The sequence below is a fragment of the Thermogemmatispora carboxidivorans genome, from assembly GCF_000702505.1.
GTDB classification, from domain to species: Bacteria; Chloroflexota; Ktedonobacteria; order Ktedonobacterales; family Ktedonobacteraceae; genus Thermogemmatispora; species Thermogemmatispora carboxidivorans.
This window is the reverse complement of sequence record NZ_JNIM01000001.1, coordinates 1,808,207-1,830,386: the sequence shown is the minus strand read 5'-3', so window position 1 is coordinate 1,830,386 and position 22,180 is coordinate 1,808,207. Positions and strand designations below refer to the sequence as shown.

General features: G+C 60.8%; 17 protein-coding genes. 7 read left to right on the top strand and 10 right to left on the bottom strand.

The annotated features are described in order from the left end of the window. Positions 1–70 precede the first annotated feature (70 nt). Positions 71–1,210, bottom strand: a complete 1,140-nt coding sequence (gene thiO, locus N688_RS07240; RefSeq protein WP_052888657.1) for a glycine oxidase ThiO — start codon at positions 1,208–1,210, stop codon at positions 71–73. 302 nt (positions 1,211–1,512) lie between these two features. On the opposite strand from thiO, the gene N688_RS07235 reads away from it, so the two are divergent. Next, the gene (locus N688_RS07235; RefSeq protein WP_052888656.1) at positions 1,513–2,400 is read left to right on the top strand and encodes a manganese catalase family protein; all 888 of its coding nucleotides are present in this window, start codon (positions 1,513–1,515) and stop codon (positions 2,398–2,400) included. Positions 2,401–2,680: 280 nt separating this feature from the next. On the opposite strand, the gene N688_RS07230 is transcribed toward N688_RS07235, so the two are convergent. The 5 genes from N688_RS07230 to N688_RS07210 all read right to left on the bottom strand — a co-directional run bounded on the left by N688_RS07230 (position 2,681) and on the right by N688_RS07210 (position 9,003). Then, positions 2,681–3,613, bottom strand: coding sequence for a DnaJ C-terminal domain-containing protein (locus tag N688_RS07230; protein ID WP_052888655.1), 933 nt, complete (start codon positions 3,611–3,613; stop codon positions 2,681–2,683). 613 nt (positions 3,614–4,226) lie between these two features. After that, positions 4,227–6,128, bottom strand: coding sequence for a molecular chaperone DnaK (gene dnaK / locus N688_RS07225; protein WP_052888654.1), 1,902 nt, complete (start codon positions 6,126–6,128; stop codon positions 4,227–4,229). A 249-nt stretch (positions 6,129–6,377) separates the two neighbouring features. After that, a complete protein-coding gene (locus N688_RS07220) occupies positions 6,378–6,947 on the bottom strand; it encodes a nucleotide exchange factor GrpE (protein ID WP_052888653.1) in 570 nt (189 codons plus the stop codon). Between the two features lie 372 nt (positions 6,948–7,319). After that, positions 7,320–7,940, bottom strand: a complete 621-nt coding sequence (locus tag N688_RS07215) for a MerR family transcriptional regulator (protein ID WP_081838610.1) — start codon at positions 7,938–7,940, stop codon at positions 7,320–7,322. 262 nt (positions 7,941–8,202) lie between these two features. After that, positions 8,203–9,003, bottom strand: coding sequence for a hypothetical protein (locus N688_RS07210; RefSeq protein ID WP_052888651.1), 801 nt, complete (start codon positions 9,001–9,003; stop codon positions 8,203–8,205). 339 nt (positions 9,004–9,342) lie between these two features. On the opposite strand from N688_RS07210, the gene N688_RS07205 reads away from it, so the two are divergent. From N688_RS07205 to N688_RS07190, 4 genes are all read left to right on the top strand, one after another. Continuing rightward, complete coding sequence (locus N688_RS07205; protein WP_052888650.1) at positions 9,343–9,846, top strand: MerR family transcriptional regulator; 504 nt, start codon at positions 9,343–9,345, stop codon at positions 9,844–9,846. A gap of 495 nt (positions 9,847–10,341) precedes the next feature. After that, positions 10,342–11,709, top strand: coding sequence for an MFS transporter (locus tag N688_RS07200; protein WP_052888649.1), 1,368 nt, complete (start codon positions 10,342–10,344; stop codon positions 11,707–11,709). Between the two features lie 410 nt (positions 11,710–12,119). Further along, positions 12,120–12,932 (top strand): lipoyl protein ligase domain-containing protein, encoded by an 813-nt coding sequence (locus N688_RS07195; RefSeq protein WP_052888648.1) that lies wholly within the window; start codon positions 12,120–12,122, stop codon positions 12,930–12,932. Positions 12,933–12,997: 65 nt separating this feature from the next. Then, the gene (locus N688_RS07190; RefSeq protein ID WP_052888647.1) at positions 12,998–13,849 is read left to right on the top strand and encodes a PIG-L deacetylase family protein; all 852 of its coding nucleotides are present in this window, start codon (positions 12,998–13,000) and stop codon (positions 13,847–13,849) included. 96 nt (positions 13,850–13,945) lie between these two features. On the opposite strand, the gene N688_RS07185 is transcribed toward N688_RS07190, so the two are convergent. Further along, entirely contained in the window at positions 13,946–14,887 is a 942-nt protein-coding gene (locus N688_RS07185; protein ID WP_052888646.1) for a C39 family peptidase, read from the bottom strand. Positions 14,888–15,334: 447 nt separating this feature from the next. Here N688_RS07185 and N688_RS07180 point away from each other — a divergent pair, with 447 nt between their 5' ends. Beyond that, positions 15,335–17,041, top strand: coding sequence for a hypothetical protein (locus N688_RS07180; RefSeq protein WP_156025331.1), 1,707 nt, complete (start codon positions 15,335–15,337; stop codon positions 17,039–17,041). A gap of 71 nt (positions 17,042–17,112) precedes the next feature. Here N688_RS07180 and N688_RS07175 read toward each other — a convergent pair whose 3' ends face one another. Next, positions 17,113–18,741 carry a long-chain fatty acid--CoA ligase gene (locus N688_RS07175; protein WP_052888644.1) on the bottom strand — a complete coding sequence of 543 codons (1,629 nt, stop codon included), beginning with the start codon at positions 18,739–18,741 and terminating at the stop codon, positions 17,113–17,115. A 408-nt stretch (positions 18,742–19,149) separates the two neighbouring features. Between N688_RS07175 and N688_RS07170 the strand changes: the two genes are divergently transcribed. Beyond that, positions 19,150–19,356, top strand: a complete 207-nt coding sequence (locus tag N688_RS07170) for a KGG domain-containing protein (RefSeq protein WP_202901857.1) — start codon at positions 19,150–19,152, stop codon at positions 19,354–19,356. Here the strand turns inward: N688_RS07170 and N688_RS07165 are convergent. Then, positions 19,348–20,772 (bottom strand): bifunctional folylpolyglutamate synthase/dihydrofolate synthase, encoded by a 1,425-nt coding sequence (locus N688_RS07165; protein WP_052888643.1) that lies wholly within the window; start codon positions 20,770–20,772, stop codon positions 19,348–19,350. The genes N688_RS07170 and N688_RS07165 overlap by 9 nt on opposite strands. A gap of 21 nt (positions 20,773–20,793) precedes the next feature. Continuing rightward, complete coding sequence (gene folP / locus N688_RS07160; protein WP_052888642.1) at positions 20,794–21,711, bottom strand: dihydropteroate synthase; 918 nt, start codon at positions 21,709–21,711, stop codon at positions 20,794–20,796. Positions 21,712–22,180: the final 469 nt, after the last annotated feature.

The window sequence follows — 22,180 nt, the reverse complement described above, 5'->3', positions numbered from 1 at the left end:
CATCACACTCTCATCTCACTCTCACTCTCAGGTTCCTCGCCTCAGCTATCCACCACCGTGCCAGGCACAGCTATGCCCCAGGAGCAGGGGAGATGAAGCGCTCGGGATCACAGGCCAATAGCAGGGGAGAGCGCCGTCCTGAGCAAAGCAAGTCGCTGACCAGCTGACCGGTGAGAGCGCTCAGCATCACTCCGACGCTGCCATGCCCCGTGGCCAGAATGACATTCTGCCAGCCGGGGAGAAGGCCCACAATTGGCAAGCCATCAGGCGTGGCCGGTCGCAGTCCAGCCCAACTGCCTTCAAGAGTGGCCTCGGCCAGGACCGGCACCAGGCGCCGCGCCTGCGCGAGCAGCCAGGTTATCCCCTCGGCAGTCACACCGACCTCGAAGCCAGCCTCTTCGCGTGTCGCCCCAACCGTCAGCGAGCCATCTCGCCGCGGAATAAGGTAGATGGCCCGGCCAAAAAGAAGATGATGGAGCGCTGGCAGCCCTTCCGGCGGACGCAGACTCACAAGCTGCCCCCGCACTGGCCTCACCGGTACCTTGCAGTTCAGCCAAGTGCAACACTGGGCACTCCAGGCGCCCGCCGCAATCACCAGAGAGCCACAGCCAATCTCTTCACCAGTCTTTGTCTGGACCGCCAGCACCCGCCCAGCACGCTGGCGCAGGCCACACACTTCGCAGTCTTCGTAGCAACGAGCCCCAGCTTGACGAGCAGCCCAGGCCAGCACTTCGAGCAGCTTCCTAGCTCTCAGTTGCCCCTCTTGGGGAGCGTAGACGGCTCCCTCAACCTCAGCAGTGAGCAGCGGCTCCCGCTGTCGCGCCTCCTCCCCACTGAGCCAGCTTAGCTGTAAACCCAACGGTTGCCAGCGTTCTAACCGCCGCTGCAGACGCCCTACTGCCCGCCGCTCACAGGCCAGACGCAAGGCCCCAGATTGCTCAAGCTCGATCTGAAGACCGCTGCGCTCCTCCAACTCGGCCACCAGCTCTGGTAAGGCCGAGCAACCGGCGAGCAATAACGAGGCCAAGGGACCTGGCCCATTCAGCGGGCCAAGCGGAGCAAGCAGGCCCGCCGCTACAGCGGAGGCCCCAGCTCCTACTCTGGCCCGCTCCAGAAGACAGACGTCAACCCCAGCCTGACGCAGATAGTAGGCAATCGACCAGCCAATGACACCAGCACCGATAATGACGACCTCTGCCTGTTCAGACATACTCTTTTCCCTTCTTCTCCTGATCACTCTCCTGTGCCTGCCCACGTTAGGGAGAAGTATAGCCTCTTCCCCCGGCCAGCGCATAGCCCCGACGTTTCAGCAAGCCGATCAATTCTCTATTGTAGAGGTATATAGTGTTAAATAATCTCTACAGTTTATAACAACTTGATATACTGCTAGCTTGCATTAGTGTTTTAAAATAAGTAAGGGATGGGAAACCTGAGACCATCAAACAAAAGCTCAGCGGTGTACTCAACCAGGTTTCCCCATGAAAATGATCAACAATAAGGAGGAAGAACGAGATGTTCTTTCACGTACAGAAGCTCATCAACGAGATTGTACCAGACGAACCTGATCCGGCAGCGGCCAATGCGCTGCAAGAGGGGTTAGGTGGACAATTTGGCGAAATGCGCACAATGATGCAATATTTGTTCCAGAGCTTCAACTTCCGCGGCAAGGCCAAGCCCTATCTCGACTTGATCCAGGGCATTGGAGTTGAAGAGATCAGCCACGTCGAGCTGATTGCCACCACCATCAACCATCTCCTGGACGGCTCGCCGCGCTATCGGGGAGAGATCCCGGCCAATGGAGCCACCCCGCTCAACATTGCGCTCAAGGAGGGCAACATTCACCACTTTCTGGTTGGGGCCCAGGGAGCGCTGCCCATCGATGCCGCCGGCAATCCCTGGTCAGGCTCTTACGTCTACAACAGCGGCAACCTGGTACTTGACCTGCTCAACAACCTGGTTCTTGAAGCCACCGGGCGGCTACAGAAATGTCGTCTTTACGAGATGACGAACAACAAGACCGCACGTTCGACCATCGCCTATCTGATCGTGCGTGACGAAGTGCACGAGAAAGCCTACGCCAAAGCGCTTGAGACGCTTGGAGTCCAATGGGGCAAGATCCTGCCCATTCCCAAGTTTGACGCCAGCAAGATGCCTGAAGTCAAGCGCCTGATGGACATGGGCCTTCATAACCAGCTTCACCACTGGCGTCTCGACGGCTCGGAGATGAGCAAGATCTTCCATGGCCCCTCACCGGCACAGGACGGCACCTTGACCACCACCCAGAAGCCCCCCGAGGGAGCACCCATCAAGCTTGGCGAGGCCCGTCCCGAGGAATTTGCCCCGGGCCTGACGCCGGAGCTGGAGAAGCTGATTCAGCAAATCGAGGCCGTCAAGGTCTGAGAGCAGCTGCAAGCTCTGCTCCTGGCCAGCCAGGCAGGAGCACGAATGAAGCGAGCGAATCGATCTGAAACGAGTCCCAAAACCGGGCACGCTCTTGCCAGCGAGTGGATGAGAGCGCGCCCGGTTTTTGTCTGTATCCTGCTCATTTCCCTGACGATGTACTATAAGAAAGTGGCACGTCCCTGCTCGCAGATAGACCGCGGCCAGAACCGCGGACCGAAAGAGAGGCGCGCCATCCTACCCGCGTCCTCTCTCATCTTTGCCCGGCAGTCACCGGTTGTCAGCGCAGCGAGCGAGCGAAGGCCTCGAAGAGGCGACGCTGTTCCTCGGTCAGGTGAGTTGGCAGAACCACATTTACCTCAGCATAGAGATCGCCACGCTGATCCGGCTGACTCAGAACCGGCATGCCCTGGCCACGCAGGCGGAAAGACTTGCCATTGGGGGTCTCCGGCGGGATCTTCAGCAACAGGCGCCGGCCCGACGGTGTTGGCACCTCCACCTCGCCACCCAGCATAGCTGTTACCAGGGGGACATCGACCCGCGTGCGCAACGTTGTGCCCTCGCGAGTAAAGCGCGGATCAGGCCGGACATGGATACGCAGATAGAGATCGCCCCTTCCAGCAGCGCCCGGCAGTCCTTGACCTGGGATACGGATACGTGCGCCATCTTCGACGCCAGCGGGGATCTTCACCTCCAGGCGGCGGCGGCTACCATCGATATCCTCCAACTCGATCATACGAGTGGCACCATCATAAGCCTCCGCCAGCGAGATCTCCAGCACTGACTCCACAGCGCGCCCAAATGGAGCCTGGCGCCCGGCAGGGCGGTCTGTCCGCGCCCGCCCCCCAAAGGGAGTGCCGAAGAACATCTCGAAGAAATCGGAGAAGGGAGAAGCGCCACCGAGGAGATCCTCCAGATCCTCTTCAGTGATCGTCTGATAACGATATCCGCCAGAGCCAGAGGCACCCGGCCAGCGTCCATAGCGCTGATAGTAGCTGCTCAGCTCGTCATACTTCTTACGCTTCTCGGGATCAGAAAGGACCTCATAAGCCTCGTTAATATCTTTGAAGCGTTCTTCCGCCGTCTTATCACCTGGATTGACGTCGGGGTGATACTGACGCGCCAGCTTGCGGTAAGCCTGCCGGATAGTCTTATCGTCGGCGTTACGATCCACACCCAGGATCTTATAATAATCTTTATAATCGACAGCCATAGGTGCCTCCCCCCAGGAAGAAGTGAACTACAGGCCCTTCAAGCAAGTAAGCAACTAACGATCTACCTACCGTACCACCCAGCCATTCAGCCTTCCACGGGCCAGACAGGTCCCATACCTTCGTGGAATAAGAACGACCGCCTGCAGAATAATGGTGGGATCAACCACTTCCGACACAAGCATGCACTTCTTCCTTGCCTTCCCGTAAGGCAAGGAAGCTGCATGCGCAGGGAAGGAGCCTTTACAGGCACGGGCGAACAAGCTGGCAAGCAAACATATCAGCACCTCACACAACGGACCAGGCACCAGCACCAATCGCACGAGGTGGCAATAGAAGAAGGCCGGCAGCAATCAGCCCCAGCCCGCTGCTGAGAGGAGACAGTCTGCTTGATAGGCAGTTCCGTAGCGCAGGCCAGCCAGCTCGCCAGGCGACAAGCGAGCAGAGAGCGTGCTCTTTTCCTCTTCGTGCAGCCCAGGTCGCAGGCGAGCTGGCCGGCACTACTGCACAGATCGGTCAGCGGTCTCGCTCAGTCGAAGCAGGCGGGACGAGGCCGCCTGGTGCAGAGCAAGAGCCAGCCAGATACGAGGTACCGGGGGATCGCCGAGAAGCGGCTCAGATCTCGCGATACTCACCCTCGATGGGGCCGGCATCGCCGCCCTCCGAGGGGTTCGAGCTGGAGGGCGAGCCGCCACTCGGAGCAGCGCCGGCACCAGCCTGGCTGTAGATCTCCTGGCCGATGCGCGACAGCGAGCGCTCTAGTTCATCGAGTGTGCTGCGCACACGAGCGACATCGCTGTCTTTGAGGGCTTCACGCACCGCAGCAATCTTGCTCTCCACCTCGCTGCGCAGGCTGGCCGAGACCTTATCGCCCAAATCGCGCAGGGTTCGCTCAGCCTGGTAGGCCGCGCTATCGGCGCGGTTGCGCAGCTCGATCTCCTCACGGCGGCGCCGATCATCTTCCGCGTACTGCTCGGCTTCGCGCACCATACGCTTCACTTCCTCCTTGCTGAGGCCGCTAGAGGCAGTGATCGTGATCTTCTGCTCGCGACCGGTGGCCTTATCGCGCGCCGAGACATTCAGGATACCGTTGGCGTCGATATCGAAGGTCACCTCGATCTGCGGCACGCCACGAGGAGCGGGCGGGATACCCTCCAAGCGGAAGCGGCCCAGACTCTTATTATCGCGAGCCAGCTCGCGCTCGCCCTGCAGCACATGGATCTCAACCGCCGTCTGATTATCCTCAGCCGTACTGAACAGCTCCGTCTTGCGCGTCGGGATCGTCGTATTGCGTTCGATGAGCTTCGTCATCACGCCGCCCAGCGTCTCAACACCCAGCGAGAGGGGCGTCACATCGAGCAGCAGGACATCGCGCACCTCACCCTTGAGCACACCGGCCTGGATCGCTGCACCAATCGCCACCACCTCATCCGGGTTGACCCCCTTATGCGGCTCCTTGCCGAAGAGGCGGCGCACCATCTCGATGACCGCCGGCATGCGCGTCTGGCCGCCGACCAGCACCACCTCATTGACATCGCTGGGGCGAATACCAGCATCAGCCAGGGCCTGCATCACCGGCCCGCGCGTGCGCTCGATCAGATCGCTCACCAGCTGCTCCAGCTTGGCGCGCGTTAAGGTCATCATCAGATGCTTGGGGCCACTGGCATCGGCGCTAATGAAGGGCAGATTGATCTCCGTCTGCAGCGAGCTGGACAGCTCAATCTTCGCCCGCTCAGCGGCCTCCTTCAGACGCTGCAAGGCCATGCGATCCTGGCGCAGATCGATGCCATGCTCCTTGCGGAACTCATCGGCCATCCAGTCGATAATGCGCTGGTCAAAGTCATCGCCACCCAGATGCGTATCACCATTGGTGGCCTTCACCTCGAAGACGCCCTCACCGAGCTGCAGAATCGAGATATCGAAGGTACCGCCCCCCAGATCGTAGACGGCGATGATCTCATCCTTCTTCTTGTCCAGACCGTAGGCCAGTGAGGCCGCCGTCGGCTCATTGATAATGCGCAGCACTTCCAGACCGGCGATCTTACCGGCATCCTTGGTTGCCTGGCGCTGCGAGTCGTTAAAGTAGGCCGGCACGGTAATCACGGCCTGCGTAATCTTTTCGCCCAGCTTGGCCTCGGCATCCAGCTTCAGCTTCTGCAGGATCATGGCCGAGATCTCCGGCGGGCTGTACTCACGACCTCCCATCACGACCCGTGCATCACCGTTGGGCGCCCGGGTGATCTTGTAGGGCACCAGCTTCATTGAGCGCTGGACCTCGGGGTCGTCATAGCGGCGCCCCATCAAACGCTTGACCGAATAAATCGTGTTCTCCGGGTTGGTGATCGCCTGGCGCTTGGCAAGCTGTCCCACCAGCCGCTCACCAGTTTTGGTTACCGCCACCACCGATGGGGTCAGGCGCGAGCCTTCACTATTCTCCAGGACCACCGGCTCGCCTGCCTCCATCACCGCCACCACCGAGTTGGTTGTCCCAAGGTCGATGCCGATCACTTTAGCCATCGCTACAATCCCTCCTTCGTGGAGGAGAAGGCCCTCTCCCGATGAGGCTCTCCCCTCCCACTACTCATGCTTTCACTCACTTCGTTCCTTCAAGCTCTTTCGTCGTCTTGTCCTGTCTCGTCACTCCAGCGCCATCATAGCCACGTCTCCAGCCAGAGCAGGGCAGGTAGGTCTCTGTCAGTACTTGTATCACATATCACAAAAACTGTCAAGTCAATTTACCTAAACCGTCAGATATGGACCAAATCGTCATGGAGCAGCCGACGAGGAAGGAGTAGGCGGCGAGCCGGCCACAACAACCTGAGCCGGACGGACAATGCGCTCGCCGAGCATATAGCCGGGGCGAACGATCTGCAGGACGGTGCCTTCGGGGGCACTCGCCTGAGTATCGAGGGCAACGGCCTCATGCAAGCGCGGGTCGAACTGCTCGCCCTGGCGCCCGATCTGACGGATACCCAACTCGGCCAGGGTGCTGGCGAGACGCCGGGCCACCAGATGAAGCCCCTGAACCCAGGGCTGATGGGCCAGTTCAGGGGGCGTGGCGCTCAGAGCACGCCCCAGATCATCGAGCACGGGCAGCAGGCGCCGCAGGAGGGCAATCTGGGCACTGAGGCCGGCCTCCTCCTGCTCCTGCCCCACACGACGCCGGTAGTTGATAAAATCGGCCTGTGAGCGACGCAGCATATCCAGGTATTCTTCCGAGCGCCGCTGCTCCGCGGCCAGCTCACGCTCCAGGCGACTGACCAGTTGCGCTTTATCATCCTCCACGGCCTGCTGTGGCCTGGCTTCCTGCTGTCGCTCCTGCCCTTGATGCCACATTTCCTGCCTCCTCTAGCGCGAAGACGAGGCCGGCAGTGCCCCGGCACCCTCCGGCTGCCTCCGACCAACCGCCTCGCGCCATGTCTGACCTGTAACTTTTAACTTTATCATAGTTTGTCAAACGATCGTTGAACTGACGGGCATTTCTTGAGCAGAAGCTCGGGGAAATACGAGCCTTTTCTGCTCTCATCCCGCCATCTCTCTTCTGCCTTCCGAGACGGTGAACTCCCCTGGCGAGGCAGCCAGCCGGTTGCTCCCTCGGACTTCCCCACCGGGGGCGAGTGCCGTTGGAGCCAGGCCGGCACAGCGTGCGCACAGTCGGACCGCCTGTTGTCTCTCCTTCCCCATCTGCCTCTCTCCCTTCCACTCCGCTCACTCTCGCGCCGACTCAGAGCCGACCGTTCGCCCGGTAGAGTCGGTCTCAGCAGCGTGCTGGCCTGCCTGTGATAGCCTGATGCGAGCGAGGGGCTGCGACGACTGGCCTTCCGTGTCCGCCTGCCCAGCCGCCGTCTCCTGCAAGCTGCGCTGCTCGCCGACGCCGGCCTGCTCGCTCACCGCCCGACGCACCTCGATACGTACTCCGGAGCCCTCTCCGACCTCACCTAGCCCCAGCACATCGAAGAGCCGACGCATCTCACGCAGCGCATTTTCAGCACGTATTTGCGCCTCTCGCGCCTCCTGAATCTCTTGCTGGAGAACACGGACATGCCTGCGAATCTGCATGATATAGCGGATGCCGACCGCGTTGACTCCTTGCTCATATAATTCGGCCACCTCTTCGAGGATGGCCAGATCGCTATCGGAGTAAAGGCGATTCTTGCCGCTTTGACGCGCCGGCTCCAGGAGGCCCGCTTTTTCCAGCTCTCCTCCATAGCGTCGCAACATGTGCGGAGGCAGCCCCAGTAGCTCCGAGACAACCCCTATGGTGTACTTGTGAATCGTGTCCCTCGGCTCCCCTGGGACTCTCGCAGATGGCCTGGATCGTCGCTTCATGCCAAGCCTCCTTCCTCAACGACCTCTGACCTGGCCCGCTGTGCCACGCTGTGCTCTCAGCACCACGCCCCCCCTCCTTCATTCCCTCCCCTTCTCCTAACCAACGCCACGGAGGGTGCGCTCACCTGCTCCCCGTTCCCGGGACCTATCCATAGGATATACTTTTTAACAATTTCTGTCAAGTGATTTACCCAAAAATCAAAGGAGTTGTGACCAGGCCGGGGTAAGGCCCGGGGTAAGGCTCAGAGAGGTCGCTGCAGGCCTAGGACTGGAGCAAACGCGCCAGCGCCTCCGTCTGGTCGCTGAACCTGGCCAGGCGCTTTTTCTTGAGGTTCTCGCGCAGAATCCAGGCGACATCTTTGTCGTTCCAGCAGGCACAGGTCTGCATCAGGGCAAAGCCCTCCTCCGGGGCAGCAGCAGTGACGACGCTGAGGCTGTAGCCAAGAGTCTGACGTAGGGAGCGAAAAGCCGCCTGGTGGCGCTCCGCTGGCGCCAGCTGATGGAGTCGCTCCAGCACCAGGCGATGAATGCGAAGGGCTACTGCGCTCACGCGACGCTCCTGGAGCAGCGACGGCTCAGCCAGGGCTGCTACCGCCGCCCGCTGGTGAAGCAGGTCGCCCTCAGCAGCGAGACGGCTGAGCTGCTCCAGGGTCTCTGTGCTGGACACAGGAAGCAGCTGCTGGTAGGCCATGACTACCCCCTCGCGAATGCGCCAGCAAGGAGAGAGTGCCCGCTCTTCTAAGAGCGCCCAGGCCCACGCTCTCCAATCCGGCCAGGCCGCAGCGCAGGCCCCCAGGGCAATGAGGCCACACAGAACGGTGAATTCGGCAGGAGTGTTGCTCTGGATGTCTTCACGTTCTGTGCTCAGCAGATAGATCAGGAGCGCTTCGGCAGCTGGCGGGTCGTTGGGGACGCGCAAGGCAAGCAGATGCGCCAGATCATAGGCCAAGGCCAGGTTGGCTCGCGGCCCCGGCAGATGGCTCTGCTCCCGCAGATAGAACTCCAGAAGCCGCGGCCTCCCACACAGAGCTTTGTCAATGAGCGGTTCTAGTGTATCTTGCATGCTGTTTCAGTTCCTTTGTCTACGCTGTCAGAGTCGTTGCCCTGATTGTAGCACAGAGCCACCACTGTCTCCAGTTGCTCTTCACCAGTTCTCACGGTCGTTCGCTCCTATCCCGCCAGGTTAGCTATTGCTGGCAGCGCCACTTCCTCACCCCTCGCAGGCAATCAGGTCTCCGGCTCCCTTAACCTTGACGTAAACGGTAAGCTTATGCTATAATACTGATGGCACTTGGCTCAAGTGGCGTCGACGTAGATTGGCCCAGCTGCAACGGTCGGCAGCCCTGGCCAGATAGCCCCTCGTCTCTTTGCTGGATTCGCTCTCCGGGAGGTCGCGTCAGCGATGGCTATGGCAGATGTGGCATGCTCCGACCAGGCTGGCACTGGCAGACGACGCTTCTCTCCGCTCCTGACAATCGAGCAGGTGGCCTCTCGTACCGGCCTGACGAAGCGGACGCTGCGCTACTATGAGGAGCTGGGCTTGCTGCGACCCACTGGACGCAGCGATGGGAATTATCGCCTCTACAGCGAGGACGATGTGGCGCGCGTGGAGCGCATTAAGGAGCTGCGCGACCTGCTGGGCTTCTCGCTGGCCGAGATCCGCGCTTTCTTGGAGGCCGACGATGAGCGCGAGCAGCTCCGCGAGGCCTTCCGCCAAGAAAGCGACGCCGAGGCCCGCCTCGCTCAGCTTGAGCGCTGCGACGCCTTGATTCAGCGCCAGTTGCAGTTGATCGAGCAGAAGATCGCCGGCCTGGAGCAGTTACGCGCCAGCCTGCAGGCAAGGCTGACCCGCCATGCCCAACGCCGCACGGAGTTGCTCCAGCAACTGCCTTCTCTTGATCAGTGAGCTATTGCTCATTTTATGATTGTTGTTTCATATATAGCTATATTTCCAACTATTAATATTCAATAGCTGATGTCTCAGGGGAGCAGACCAATCCCTGAGCGTAGGCAGGTCAGGGGCACGGCCACCTGACAGATGCTTGCAGGTGCAGGGGCACATGAGGTCCCCGGCATAGTGTTTCCTTCCCGAAGGAGATGTGGACCGGAGACAGCGATAAGGCCATGCCGCCCGGTGTGGCCCGCGCCTTCCACTGGCGTCCCGGTCCACATCTTCTCCTTTCGTAGCTGAGATTGCCTTGTCTCACTGGGTCTCACTGGCCCTTTGCTGAGCGACCCTCTGTCCTCTGTCCGCAGCACTCAAGCACTGGCCACGCTCTTCCTCTCCCATGCCTCTCGCTCGATTCTGTGGTCATTGGTCTGTTCTGCTCTTTTTCCTTTAAAGGCAATTATTGGCTGTAAGCCCAGTTGATTTTCTTGCGAGAAGGGATGTGTTAGCAAGATGCGCGTTTCTTCAGAAGAAGAGGTGACCTTATCTCCCCCCGCCGCGGCAAGGGAAGCTTCCGTGGCTCCTACGACGACCGCTGCTCTCCAGCCCGCGCCGGCGCAAAGCGGGATTGTTCGAGCCTTTCGGGCTTTGCGCCATCGTAATTTTCGTCTTTTCTGGTTCGGTCAGCTTATTTCGTTGATCGGGACCTGGATGCAGACCACGGCTCAAGCCTGGCTGGTATTGGAGTTGGCCCATGACGCCTGGTTACTCGGTGTCGTTGGGGCCCTGCAGTTCTTGCCTGTGCTCTTCTTTGCTCTTTTCGGGGGCATTATCGCTGACCGCCTGCCGAAGAAGCGGATTTTGGTGCTGACGCAATCTTCAGCCGCGGTGCAAGCTTTCTTGCTGTGGGGCCTGGTAGCCAGTGGCACTGTGCAGATCTGGCACGTGCTGATTCTGGCACTGCTGCTGGGGATTACGAATGCGCTCGATATGCCAACCCGCCAGGCTTTTGTGGTGGAGATGGTGGGACGTGAGGATCTGCCAAACGCGGTGGCTCTAAACTCGTCGCTGTTCAATATGGCCCGCGTGCTTGGTCCTGCGATTGGTGGCCTGTTGATCGCCCGTCTCGGAGTAGCGCCGCTTTTTCTGCTCAATGCGCTGAGCTTCGTGCCGGTCATCGTGGGCATCGCGATGATCGATTCTCAGCGTCTCTACGCTCAGGCTCGTCTGTCCGTGGGCAAGCAGGGGCAGCCCAGTCCTCTGCAGAGCCTGCGCGAGGGCCTGGCTTATGTGGCGCATACGCCGTCTGTCCTGCTGGTGATCGTGGTGGTGGGTCTGGTCTCGCTCTTCGGCATTAATTTCAATGTGTCGCTGCCGCTCTTTGCCACGGATGTGCTACACGCCGGTCCGGAAGGCTTTGGCTTTATCTCTTCCGCCTTCGGCATCGGTTCGCTGCTCTCCGCTCTCTGGCTGGCCTGGGCCAATAAGCGGCCTACTATTCGTAGCCTCCTTGTGAGCGGTATTGCTTTCAGTGCGCTGGAAGCAGGGTTCGCCCTCTCGCCCTGGTATCCGCTGTCACTGGTCTTGATCGCTTTGACGGGCTTTACTCAAATCGCTTTCTCGGCTCTGGCCAATACCACCTTGCAGGCAGTGACGCCGGATCATCTGCGCGGACGGGTGATGAGCGTCTATATGATGGTCTTCGCCGGTAGCTCGCCAATTGGCAATCTGTACACGGGTGCCCTGGCCGACCTGTTCGGGGCCCCCGTGGCGGTGCTGGCCGGAGCGGTCCCGAGCCTGATCGCTGCTTTGGCCGGTTGGTTCCTGCGAGAGCCAGCCGAGAAGGATTTGTTGGAGTCTCGATCATTTTTCGGTTCATAGTCCTGCCTGGCGGCGCAGGTCATGCTGCGCCGCCGATTCTCTTGTGGTCGCGGACGGGTCCGGTCCAGCAGTGGGCCTGCTGATAGGTCGGTCCTTCCTGCACAGTACAGCCCATCTCTTGGCCGCCTTCTTGCCAGCGGCAGCGCTGGCGGTATACTGGAAAGAAGCAGGGCCTGCGCTTTCGCTCTGGTTCCAGCCGTCACTGACCTGGTCTTGATCGCTTGGGCCGCTATCACCCTGCAGACCCTGACGCCAGATCAGCTGCACGCGGGCGTTCGCCGCTCTGTTCAGAGCGGCGGCGACGATGCTGGCGAATGCCTTGACCAGTCTGTATGCCGCCCTCGGCAGTTCGTTCGGTTGGTTTCAGCGCGGACCAGCAGGGAAAGATTTGTTGGAGTTGCGACACGTTTATGATTGATACCGATGGCCTCGCCTGGCACGTTCTGCCGCTGACGGTCGCTGATCAGCAGGTGCACCTGGACTATGGTCAGCGGTTGCTCACCGCTGCTGTGCCACCTCCGCCGACTCTCTATTGGTCGCAGGCCAATAGACGGGGGCTGGTGCTGGGCTTCTCCCAGAAGATTACGCAGGTAAATGCCGAGGCGCTGCAGCGGCTGGCCTTACCCCTCTATCAGCGCCAGGCCGGCGGTACGGCTGTCCTGGTTGGCCCCGATTTATTGGCTCTGGATGTCTTTCTGCCTCCTGGGCATCCTTTGATTCTGACGGACGTGGTAGAGTCCTACCGCTGGCTGGGAGAGACCTGGGTGGCAGCTCTGGCCCGCCTGGGGGTGGCAGCACGCCTTGTCTTACCGGCAGAGGCCCGCGCTCAGCAGGCTCTGCTGAAGCAGCCGGCAACGGCCCCGCGCGAGGCCGTGCTGCGCCGCGCTTGCTATGGATCACTCTCTCCTTATGAGGTGGTAGGACCTGATCAGCGCAAGGTGGTGGGATTAACCATGATCCGCCGTCGTACAGGCAGTTTGCTACAGTCCGGGCTGCTGCTGCGCTGGGAGGTGGAGCCGCTGGCCCTGGTTCTGGCTCAGACGGCAGAGGAGCAGGCCCTGCTGCGCAGCGAGCTGCCACAGCGGGCTGTGGGATTGGAGACGCTGGCCAGTCGGGCGATTACTGCCGCTGAGGTGATCAGCGCTTTCGAACAGGCTTTGCTGGCGCGATCCGCCTCTCCTCAGCTTCCGGGAAAGCGCTCCACTTCTCCTGCGGAGACTTGACGAGATGTTGCTCTCGTGCCTATACTAGGCAAACTCCATGAGTATAGTAGCAGAGGTTCTCTACTATGGCAGACAGGAATGCACCAGGAGCAATTGACGTTATCAAGGTTCCCGATTACGAGGCTATGGTCATTGGGGCACATCCCGATGACGCCGATTTTGCCGCCGCGGGCATCAGCGCCCTCTGGGCCCGCCAGGGGAAGAAGATTGTCTGGGTCATTATGACCGATGGCACAGAAGGGACCGAAGTGCCAGGCATGGTGGATAGCGAGCTAAGGGTGATTCGCGAGCAGGAGCAGCGTCTGGCCTGTGAGGTTCTTGGGGTTCAGGCAGTGGAGTTTCTGGGTTTCCGAGATGGCCACCTGGTAAATAACGACGAGACGCGCCAGGCCGTGGTCCGCCTGATCCGCAAGTACCGTCCTCGTATTGTGATCACGCACGATCCGACACAGCACATTTTCGCGCCCGACCCTGATGAGGAGCCAGATGAGACGGCCTATCTGAATCATCCTGATCATCGCGCCACCGGTAACATTGTGCTCGATGCCGTCTTCCCGGCAGCGGTCAATCCCCATGCTTACCGCGAGCTGCTGGTCGAAGGCTTCCTTCCCTATCAGGTTCATGAGCTGTATCTTTTTAACAGCGAGCACGATAACACCTATATTGACATCAGCGAGACGATCGAGCTGAAGGCCCGGGGGCTGCAGTGCCATGTCAGTCAGTTTGGTCCCCAGGCGAATCTGCTCGACGGTGTGAAGCGTTGGGCGGCTGAGACGGCACGGGAGGCTCAGCAGAAAAAGGGTCTGCAGATGCAGTACGCCGAGAGCTTCCGGCGCATCAAGCTCTATATTCCCGGCAAGGAGAAAGGTGACCAGGAAGGCCCCTCGGAAGCCCAACAGGAGCAGGCTACTCACTAAGCCGGCAATTGCCATCTCTGGGGAGAACAGTCCGCCACGGAGACAAGCAGATAGCCCAGCGAGGAATGAGTGGGAGAGCGCTGGCGCTTGAGATGGTCAGGAGGCTTGTGGCGTCAGCACGGCGTAGAAGCCGCCCCAGAGCTGCAGAAAGCGCGAGCGCGCCATCGAGGTGTAGTTGAGGCGGGAGGAGTCAACCAGGTAGACCGCGCTCCCATTGCCACCACGCACGACCAGCAGGTGACCGCCAGGAAAGCGATCTGGCGGGAAGCTGACAATCACTGGGCGCCCGCTGTTAGCAATGGCCAGCATTTGGTCGAGCGAGAGGTTATGTCCCCACAATGTGTTGAAGCGGAAGCGCGCAGCGGTGCGAGCGATGCCTACCTCCTCTAGCAGGCCCTGGTCAGGGGTGATTTCGTGGATGGCAGACTCGACTTTGAGGATGTCGGCGATGCGGTAGTTATGGCCATAGGCGTTGATGACTACCGTCATGGCAGCGGCGGAGCAGGCCGAATAAGCCCAGGTCTGATACTGGGCCTGCGATTCATATTGGGCAGGGTCGAGCTGATTGATGCGCACGAGGTGACTTGTGGCATCGTAGTGGGCTGTGGAGGCTGGCGCGTTCGAGGTCATCGTTGCCGCCGGCTCGGCAGTCCACAGATAGGGAAGGACAAAGCCCACGCCTCGGGAGAGGAAGAGCTGCGAGCCGAGGAAGATGACAATCAATAGTGAGACCAGGCCGATCAGGAGGATCTTCCAGGGGATCTCACGCCAGGAAAAGGAGCCGGGGCCATAAACTCGCTCAGGAGCAACTGAGAGGGAGAGCGCGCTGGCACTGCGCCTTCGCGGCTGCGCCACGGTTGCGATCTGGCTCTGGCGGGCGCGTAAGCGGGGCGTGCTCGGAGAAGGGCTACGCAGTAGGCGCCCTGCGGGAGCAGGACGGCGTCTCTTCCCTGTCAGGGACGGGCGCGCGGATAGGTAAAGGCCGAACAGCAAGACGGTCAAGGCGACCGCAAAGAGCATGAGCACGAGCACAGGCATCGATACAGGCTCCTCAGCATCGCCAGGCTGCCACGTCTCTGGCCGGCTCTCGCGCAGCGGAGCGCGCCTTTTTCCTGGCAGTGAGTATGATCTAGCCAACAGTCTGGCTAGAAGGAAGTATAGCATAGCTCACGCCAGTCGGGCAAGGCGTATCCTGAGCAGGAGACAGGTTTCAGGTCTTTTCTAGACTGGTGCCTTTGTGGATAGGGACAGAGCAAGAGCCTGCCTCTAAGAGAGGTCTAGTCCCCTCCGCTAGCCAGATCTTCCCCTTCTTTCCCTCCTCGCTCTCGTCGACAGGCACCCTATGTTATGATGAGCCAAAAGTGAGCGAGTGTGCGCGCACCTGTAGTATGCCATCAGGCCGCGCAGCGAGCAACGAGCAGGAAGCAGGCAGACCAGGGCGCTGCTCTTGCGGAGAGCGTGCCTCTGGCAGGAATGCTTTTGACAATGGCAACATTGGCAGGCTGGTTAAGCAAGCAAGCCATACCCGAGGCAATGATTGAGGAACGGCTCCTGCGCATGGCTGCGGTGCTAGAGCAGCATGGTGGTGAGCGAGCGCTGGTGCTGCAACCTGGCGCGGGTCTGGTGACCTTCGCAGATCCTCTCGCGGCTGCGGCAATGCCACAGAAGACGGCGCTTTTGGACTGGCTGCCAGGCCAGCAGACCTTTGTCTACCGCCGTCCCCTGACCGGCTGGCACCCGCTCTACTATGTGCGAGACTGGCCGGAGCCCGGCGATCTGCTCTTCGCAAGTGAGATCAAGGCGCTGTTGGCCGCAGGTGTTCCCTCTCGCTTATTCCTCCCAGCGCTGGAGGCCGTTCGGCGCTACGGTTTCCTGCCAGCGCCCTGGACAGCCTTCGCTGGCATTGAGGTGGTTCCTGCCGGTTCCTTGCTGCGTTGGCAGCAGGGGCGTACGCTCGTCAGCGAGCTGTACGACTACCGTCTGGCAACTTCCCATTCAGCAGGGGAAAAAAGGGAAGCAGCTCTAGAGGCAGACCAGACAGTCCTGAGCGCGCTGGATGAGATCCTCCGTGCGCAGTGCCAACGCCTGCTACCGCTGCCAGCCGTTCCCCTGCTGGTGCTGACCGATGGAACAGGGGCAGCAGCCCTGAGCGCGGAGCTGGTGGCCGAGATGGCGCAGCAGCGAGCAGAGGAGAGCAGGCCATTGCTGCAGATCGCCACCCTGGCCTTTGCCGGTCAGCGTCGCGCCTACACAAGAGCAGAAGCGCTGGCGGAGCGCCTCCATTCAGGTTTTCTCGCTATTCAGGGTGTTGATGCGCCCGAGTATTGGCTGGCAACGTTGAGCGCCCTCGAAGCTCCCTGCGCTCTCACCTGGCCGTTGGCTTTGCATCAGGCACTGCACACGGCTGGCGTCGAAAGTGGCGCGCGCCTGGCATTGATGGGACTGGGGGCACGCTCTTTGCTGGCCCCTCCTCCTGGCTCCCCCCTTACTGGTCAGGAGAGTCTAGAGCTGCTCCACAGCTACAGTGCGCTCCTGCACGGCAGGCCAACCGGGCAGAGGCCGCCTGTCGCGGAGGAGCACCAGCTATGGACGCCGGAAGCTGCGCGTTGCCTGGCTGAGGGTCCAAGCTGGGAGGAGACCCGCTATGCACGGCGTCTGGCCCGCAAGACGCTGGCGCTGCCCCAGGTCTGGCAACGCTGGCGCTATCTTGACCTGCATCTACGTCTGCCCGACCTGCTTCTGCAGACGGCCCAGCAGCTAGCCGCCTTTGACCGTCTAATCCTGGTGGCTCCCTTTACCTTGCCGGAGCTGGCGGACATGCTGGCCGCCCTGCCACCCGGTAATGAGGAGCTGGCCAGCTCCGAGAGTCTGTCCAGCTCGCCCTTGCTGGCCGCCCTGGCCCAGCGCTACCGCAGAGCGCCAGAGCAGGAAGCCTGGCCGGTAACAACCCTTCTCAGCGCGCCGGCCCGCTCCCTGGCAGCCGCGCTGACCAGCAAAACAACCCTGAGCAGCATTGGCCGTGATCTCCTTGCTGAGACCCTGGCGCCGACGGCTTTAGCACAGACTGGCATCTTCTCCCCCGAGAGCGTAGAGGCCCTCAAAAGGCGTTCCCGTGGCGGCAGTGTGCCACGGGAACTGGTGCTGACTTTCACAACGCAGCTGCTCTGCAAGCTCTTCGGAGCCACGCCCTAGCAGCAGGTCCAGAGGCGGCTCAGCCAGCGATCGGGCAGGCAGACAAGCGGCCAGGATTGGGCCAGCGCTGACTAGGCCTGGCCAGCCAGGCGTGACTCGTACTGAGCACGCAACACCTTCTTATCGAACTTGCCCACACTGGTCTTGGGAATGGCTTCCACAAAGATCACCTCGTCCGGCAGCCACCACTTGGCGACCTTGGGGCGCAGGAACTCCAGAATCTCCTCGGCCCTCACCTGGCCGGCAAACTCCGGCTTGGGGACAACACAGGCAATCGGGCGCTCTGACCACTTCGGATGGGGCACTCCTACCACGCAGGCTTCGAGTACCTTGGGATGGCCCATAATCAGATTCTCTAGCTCCACCGAAGAGATCCACTCGCCACCGGACTTGACCAGGTCCTTGGTACGGTCGACGAGTTGGATCATGCCATCAGCATCAACGACGGCCACATCGCCTGTGCGCAGCCAGCCATCGACAAACTTCTCGCCGGAAGCCGCATCTTTATAGTACGCTCGCGCCACCCAGGGGCCGCGCACCTGCAGCTCACCGAAGGTCTGACCATCCCAAGGCACTTCTTCGCCACTTTCAATGTTGACCACGCGGAAGTCAACGCCAGGCACAACTGTCCCTTGCTTAGCGCGAGTGCGGAACTGCTCTTCGGCAGGCAGATCACGCTGATAGCTGCGCAGGCGCGCAACGGAAGCCAGCGGCGAGGTCTCGGTCATGCCCCAGGCGTGAATAATGGTTATGTTCTTGCGCGCCAGGCCCTCGATCAGCGACTGGGGTACCGCCGAGCCGCCGCTGACAATGGCACGCAGAGCAGAAAAATCAAACTGCTCCTTCTCCAAAACGTTGAGCAGGCCGATCCAGATCGTGGGCACGCCAGCGGCGAGCGTCACGCGCTCCTTCTCCATCAGTTGGGCAATGCGCAGGGGATCAAGGAAGCGTCCCGGCATCACAATGCTTGATCCCATCATGACACCCGCATGCGGAAAGCCCCAGGCATTGGCGTGGAACATCGGCACAACCGGTAAGACGCGATCCTGTTCACAGAGACCGGGGCCATCGGCCAGGCCCACCCCCATCGAGTGCAGGAAGATCGAGCGATGGCTATAGACCACACCTTTGGGGTTACCCGTGGTACCGGAGGTATAGCACATGGCAGCCGCCGTATTCTCATCTAGCTCGGGCCACGCATAGGTTGTCGGCTGCGTGGCAATGAAATCCTCGTAGTCCACCACGGGATGCAGCTTCTGAGGCTGATAGGGCGGCTGTCCCATCACCACGTAGAGCTTGACCGTCGGCAGACGATCCGCAATTTGCTCCAAAGCCGGTACCAGATCACCATCGACAAAGATCACACGATCTTCAGCGTCGTTGACAATGTAGACCAGCTGCTCGGGGAACAGGCGGATGTTGAGCGTGTGCAGGACGGCCCCATAACAAGGGATGGCAAAATAGAGCTCCAGATGGCGATAGGTATTCCAGGCGAAAGTTGCAACGCGGTCGCCCTGGGCAACGCCCGCCTCTTTGAGGGCATTGGCCAGCTGCATGGTGCGCTTGCCCCAATCGGCGTAGGTATAACGGTGGAGTCCATCCTCCGTCTGCGTCACGACCTCCTTGCGATAGAATAGGCGCGTGGCCCGATTGAAGGCATGTTGCAGCGTCAGCGGGTAGTTCATCATTAAGCCTTGCATGTGCGCATCTCCTGTCGTGGATCAAGCGTTACGACGTCGTACCGTGGCGGGGCATGGGCCGGGACCGCAACGCCCTGCTCTACAGTATTGTACGTTGCAACAGCCGCCCTCTTCCAGAGAGCCAGCGGCTTTTTTCACAACCAGCAGGCACAGCGTCAGGTCCACCCTCTAACGAAACGTCACAGTCTTAGAGACTGCTGAGAATTCTGGCGATTTTTGTAGTTTTGCTTGCCCGAGGATTTGCGCTTCTGTTATTCTGAATACAGAAGAGCCAATAGAACACGCCTGGCTGCTGTCACCACCCGGCACAGTGGCAGTGAAGACAAGGGGAGCAGAGGAGCCGGCTCCAGCAACCAGCGACAACCAGGAAAGACACGGGCTAGTCTAGATCGAGCAGAGGAGCCGACTATGATGATAGGCAAGACAGGGCGTCCGCGTGGGCTGGCCGCGCTCAGCCCCGAGCGTCGACGCGAGATCGCCAGCAAAGGGGGCCGCACCTCGCAATCGCGTGGCACGGCCCACCAGTGGACAGCAGAGGAGGCTTCAGCAGCGGGCAAGAAAGGTAGCGCCCGCTACGCGCGAAGGCGCGCCGAGCTGCAAAGCCAGCTAACCTGAGTGATCAACACCTTCGATGGTGGCCGCTACCTGCTGGTTGCCTCGGGCCGCAGCCCAGCGCAGCACTTCACCAGCCAGATAGAGCGAGCCGGCGGCACAGACGGCGTCGTCGACTTCAGCCAGCTGCACCGCCAGATCCATTGCCTGACGGCTGGTCTCTGCGCGATAGAGGGGGACATGAGGAGCATGAGTCCTGAACTGGTCGGCAATTTCCTCGATGCCCAGCGTGCGCGGATTGGCAACGGCTGTGATGACAACAGCATCGACACCAGCCAGGGCCTGGACCATGCCCGCCACGTCCTTGTTGCGCAGGGTCGAGAGAACCACAATGAGCCGCCGGAAACGGAAGGTGGTCCGCAGTGCTTCGATAAGGCGCTGCATCGATTCGGCAGTATGAGCGCCATCTACTACGACCAGCGGCTCCCGTCCAATGACTTCCAGACGCGCCGACCAGTAGACCGAGCGCAAGCCTGCTCGCAGGGCCTCCTCGGTCCACTGAATGCCTTTGTGGCGCAGGGACTCCAGGGTAGCTATGGCCGCCGTGGCATTCTCAAGCTGGTGCTGGCCCAGCAGGGATAGCTCCAGCCCACGATAGACCTGCGAGGGAGTCTCGACGGTAAAGCGCTGGCTCTCGGGAGTACGCGCCTCCAGGGCATAGCGGTAACGCAGCGGCGGCAGGAGAGCTGCCCGGACCTCTTCCTGCGCCGGATCGCCTTCCGCCGGCCCGACGCGGATAAGTTCGGCCTGCTGCCGCTTGCTGACTGCAGCAATGGCCAGCAAAGCTTCTGGGGCCTGGGCCGAGGTGATCACTGTCCCCTGCGGCTTGATGATGCCAGCCTTCTCAGTGGCAATCTTCGTCAGCGTATCGCCCAGAACCTCCATGTGATCAAAGCCAATGGAGGTGATGACCGAGACCAGCGGCATGGTAACATTGGTGGCATCGAGTCGCCCCCCGAGGCCAACTTCGATTACGGCATGCTCGACTCCCTGGCGCGCGAAATAGAGGAAGGCCAGGGCGGTCGCTACTTCAAAGGTGATGTAGGGGCCAAAACGCCCCGCTCGCTCAATGCGCTCGACGGCGGCGCGCAGCTCGGGCACGAGCCTGGCTACATCTTCTTCGCCAATGAGCTGACCATTGATACGAATGCGCTCGCGAAAGGTGTGCAGGTCCGGCTGCGTATAAAGGCCAGTCCGCAGGCCCGCCTCACGCAAGACACGCTCAATGATGGCCGCCGTTGAGCCTTTCCCTTTGGTGCCCGCGATGAGGGTGCAGCTGTAAGCCTGGTGTGGATTGCCTACAGCCTCTAGCAGACAACGCTCGCGAGGTAGATTCTCGTTACGATCGCGCGCGTAACCGCCGCCGCGCTCATAGTCGCTGAGGCTGTAGAGATAGGCAAGAGCTTCCTGATAGTTCACTTCAATTGCTACGCCTTTCTCTCAGGGATTCGGAAGAGAAAAGGCACCACGCACAATGGCATCGCTCATTTTGACAACACGCATTATTTCACGTACATCGTGAACCCGGACAATATCGGCTCCCTGGGCGATGCCGAGCGCTACTGTAGCGGCAGTGCCTTCGACACGCTCCTGGGGCGGGAGACCGCCCAGCACCAGGCCGATGGTCGATTTGCGTGACGTCCCCAGCAGCAGAGGACGCCCAAGGCTGCGTAGCTCGCTCAGGCGCCGGAGCAGGGTCAGATTCTCTTCAGGCGTGGTACCAAACCCGATGCCCGGGTCAATGATGATGCGCTCCCAGGCTACTCCCGCTGCGAGCGCGCTCTCGATGCTGCCCGCCAGGAAGCGCAGGACGTCGCTAACAATGTCGCGCTTCCGAAAGCCGCGCATGTTTGCCATGAGGACGACAGGGACGCCGCGCTCGGCAGCCAGAGCCGCCATTTCAGGGTCAGCACGCAGACCCCAGATATCGTTGATCAGGTTGGCCCCGGCTTCCAGCGCCTGGCGCGCAACCTCGGCCCGATAGGTGTCGATGGAAATAATAATGTCCTCGGGCAAGGCCGCCCGCAAGGCCCGAATTACCGGCAGGACTCGCTCTTGCTCTTCAGCGGGCGAAATCGGCGCGGCGCCCGGACGTGTCGACTCCCCTCCCACATCGATGAAGGTCGCTCCTTCGGCGACAAACTGCTGAGCCTGCGCGACAGCACGCTGCACTACCTGGTCGCGCACGGCGGGATCGCTTAAGGCGCCTGCCCCCGTGGGAAGCAGGCCGTCGCCGGCAAAGGAGTCGGGAGTAACGTTGACAATACCCATGACGTAGGTACGTCGACCCCATTCGAGGTGATAGCGATCCCAGATTGTCGGCGGTAGCGGTACAGTTGCCGCTGCTGCTACAGACATGGCTGGCTGCCCTCACGAAGATAGAGTTCTTGTCTCTGGCCCCGTCCCCCCGGCTGTCAAGGGCCGGAACGCTGGCCAATTCTGGAAGTTCAGAATCTTCACGCCGCCACAGGTGCATGGCGGCTCTCGGGTTGAGGCTGGCCGTCCTCCGCTTGCTTTGCTCAGATGCCTGGTGCTTCTATTATCTTATCGTCTAGCAGCACAAGACTGCAAACATGATTTCGCTTGTCCGTCTCTCCAGCCAGACCCACCTCACCGGCATGAGCCACCGTAGCCAGGTGACGGGCCCCGCTGCCCTCACTCACCCACCCTCTTCGCCCGGCTTGTTAGGCTATCCCGGTTACCATGCGGCACAGGTATGCCTCTCATGCTATACTACACAGAGAGATAGAGATATTGCTCTCCCATCAGGCCAGCTGGCCAGTCAGACGATCTACCCGTGATTTTGTCAGCAACTCATTGGCCGCAG